This window comes from Pseudomonas cyclaminis (assembly GCF_015163715.1).
Classification (GTDB): domain Bacteria; phylum Pseudomonadota; class Gammaproteobacteria; order Pseudomonadales; family Pseudomonadaceae; genus Aquipseudomonas; species Aquipseudomonas cyclaminis.
In genome coordinates this window covers 1-2429 of the sequence record NZ_JADDUM010000135.1, presented here as the reverse complement: position 1 = coordinate 2429, position 2429 = coordinate 1, and the positions used below count along the sequence as shown (strand labels likewise).

At 56.8% G+C, this 2429-nt stretch carries 3 protein-coding genes; all 3 read right to left on the bottom strand.

The annotated features are described in order from the left end of the window. Positions 1-31 precede the first annotated feature (31 nt). Complete coding sequence (gene tnpC, locus IQK56_RS17180) at positions 32-1600, bottom strand: IS66 family transposase (RefSeq protein ID WP_041476245.1); 1569 nt, start codon at positions 1598-1600, stop codon at positions 32-34. 61 nt (positions 1601-1661) lie between these two features. After that, the gene (tnpB, locus tag IQK56_RS31195) at positions 1662-1997 is read right to left on the bottom strand and encodes an IS66 family insertion sequence element accessory protein TnpB (protein ID WP_014335806.1); all 336 of its coding nucleotides are present in this window, start codon (positions 1995-1997) and stop codon (positions 1662-1664) included. Further along, a complete protein-coding gene (gene tnpA / locus IQK56_RS17170; RefSeq protein ID WP_014335805.1) occupies positions 1994-2326 on the bottom strand; it encodes an IS66-like element accessory protein TnpA in 333 nt (110 codons plus the stop codon). The genes tnpB and tnpA overlap by 4 nt, the downstream gene beginning before the upstream one ends. Positions 2327-2429 lie beyond the last annotated feature (103 nt).

Sequence of the window (2429 nt, the reverse complement as noted above, 5' to 3'; positions counted from 1 at the left end):
CGTATGCGTCCGGGCATCACATCTTGCGTGATTAAACCGGCTGCCACTTATGCGGAAGCAGCAGCTCGATTTCACTCGCCCGCTGCGTCGGTAAACGCGTGAGAACATCCTTTAGATAGGCGTACGGGTCATGACCATTCAGCCGCGCAGACTGGATCAAACTCATGATCGCTGCCGCCCGTTTTCCGCTACGTAGCGACCCAGCGAAGAGCCAGTTTTTGCGTCCAAGAGCCCACGGCCGGATCTGGTTCTCCGCCCAGTTATTATCAATGGGGACGGCCCCATCATCGAGGTAGCGCGACAGCGCTGCCCAGCGTTTGAGACTGTAATCGAGTGCTCTGCTGATGGCCGAACCTTCGGGCACAAGATCACGCTGGGCGATCATCCAGACATGCAATCTATCCATCACCGGAGCGGCTTTTTCTTGTCGTATTCGGCACCGTAAATCCGGTTCCAGATCACGCACTTCGCTCTCGATTTCGTACAGCAACTGGATGTAGCGCAGGGCCTGCTCGGCGATCTGGCTTTTGTTGGTCGCGTGCAATTCGAAAAACTTGCGTCGGGCATGGGCCATGCAGCCGATCTCGGTCACGCCGAGTTCGAAGCTGGCCTTGTAACCGCCAAAGTCGTCGCAGACCAACTTACCTTTCCAGCCTTGCAGGAAGTTGCGAGCATGCTCACCGGCGCGGCTGGGGCTGAAGTCGTAGACGACAGCGGCTGTTTCGCAGAACTGGCTCGTGGCGTAAGCCCAAACATAAGACCGGTGGGTTTTCTTCGAACCTGGAGCAAGCATCTGTACCGGTGTTTCATCCGCGTGGATGACTTGCTGTCCCATCACTACGTCACGCAGGGCATCGACCAGGGGCTGTAATTGCACACCCGTCATTCCAACCCATTGAGCCAAAGTGGAGCGTGGAATCGCCAAGCCGGCGCGACCGAAAATCGATTCCTGGCGGTAGAGCGGCAAATGGTCAGCGAACTTCGCGATCATGACGTGGGCAAGTAAGCCTGCCGTTGGGATACCTTTGTCGATGACCTGCGCCGGTACGGGCGCTTGGATCAGCGTTTCGCAGTCATCGCAAACCCACTTGCCACGAACATGGCGTTCGACGGTGAACACGCCGGGTGTGTAGTCCAGCTTTTCGCTGACGTCTTCACCGATACGCTTGAGTGCGCAGCCACAAGGGCAGCGAGTGTTGTCCGGTTCATGATGGATCAACGTGCGTGGGAATTCCGCCGGCAATGCCGTGCGCTTGGGCTTTTGCTTTTTCTCGGTCGTCGCTGGCGCTATTTGCAAGGCTTGAAGCTCGGCCTCAATCGCCGCGATATCGGTATCGATCAGGTCATCGAGCAGACTGGCCTGCTCAGGATTCATCTGCTCGCTACGCTTGGCAAACTTCAAACGCTTGAGTTGCGCGATTTCGTGGGTCAGTTTCTCGATCACCGTTTGATCGCGGTTGATCTTCTTGCCCATGGTGTCAACTGTCTTGCCCATGGTTTCAACCGTCTTGCCCAGGGTCTCGACTTGCGACAGCAACTGCGCAGCGAATGCACGTAGCTGGTCGGGAGTCATTTGATCGAGATTGGGTGAGGACGTCATGCCGTGGATTTTACCAAAGCAGGCCACTTGCGACAGCCAGCCAAGACGCTAATTACAGTTTTTAAAGCAGCGTGATTGCACCGCCGGCTCCAACACGTTGCCAAGGTAGTCCGAGCACTAAGGCCTGAAGTTGTTCGGTATCCAACTGCATTTCGCTGCTTTGTCGAAGGCTTGGCCAGTGAAACTTGCCCTGGTTCAAGCGACGTGCGGCCAACCAAATACCAATCCCATCGTGTACCAGCACTTTCATGCGATTGGCCCGGCGATTGGCAAACAAATAAGCGCAGTGCGGCTTCGCCGCACCGAAGACCGCGATCACTCTGGCTAGCGCGGTCTCGGTACCGGCGCGCATGTCCATGGGCTCAGTGGCGAGCCAGATGGCGTCGATGCGGATCATCGCAACAGATCTCGCAGAAAGGTGGCACAGGCAGCGGCGCTTTCGGTCGGCCAGTTCACTTTCACGGTGCCGCGCGGGTGTGGGATTTCGAGGCAGATAGTCGATGACGTGGCTTGCGAATTTGCTCCGGCTAACTGCAAGGGCAGCGGAATGAAAGCAGGTTGCAGCGCCATGGCTTTCTGCGTTTGCACTCGAATCCATTTATGGACGAGGTTCGCGTTGAGGCTGTGGCTCAGCGCAACGCTGGCAATCGAGGCCCCGGGCTGGGAACACTCTTGAATGACCTGGGCCTTGAAGGATTTGGAGTAAGAACGGCGTTGTGGCTGCATGAAAGACCCGCTTATAAAGGCTAGAAATGGTGTCCACTTAAATCAGGTGGACACCATCGCCTTTGGCGTCGGGGTCAGGAAGGTGTGTTGGCCGGACGCATAC

What these genes read in the sequence shown, in the direction of transcription:
- tnpC (WP_041476245.1), bottom strand. Translation starts at nt 1,600, where the DNA reads ATGACGTCCTCACCCAATCTCGATCAAATGACTCCCGACCAGCTACGT.
- tnpA (WP_014335805.1), bottom strand. Translation starts at nt 2,326, where the DNA reads ATGCAGCCACAACGCCGTTCTTACTCCAAATCCTTCAAGGCCCAGGTC.
- tnpB (WP_014335806.1), bottom strand. Translation starts at nt 1,997, where the DNA reads ATGATCCGCATCGACGCCATCTGGCTCGCCACTGAGCCCATGGACATG.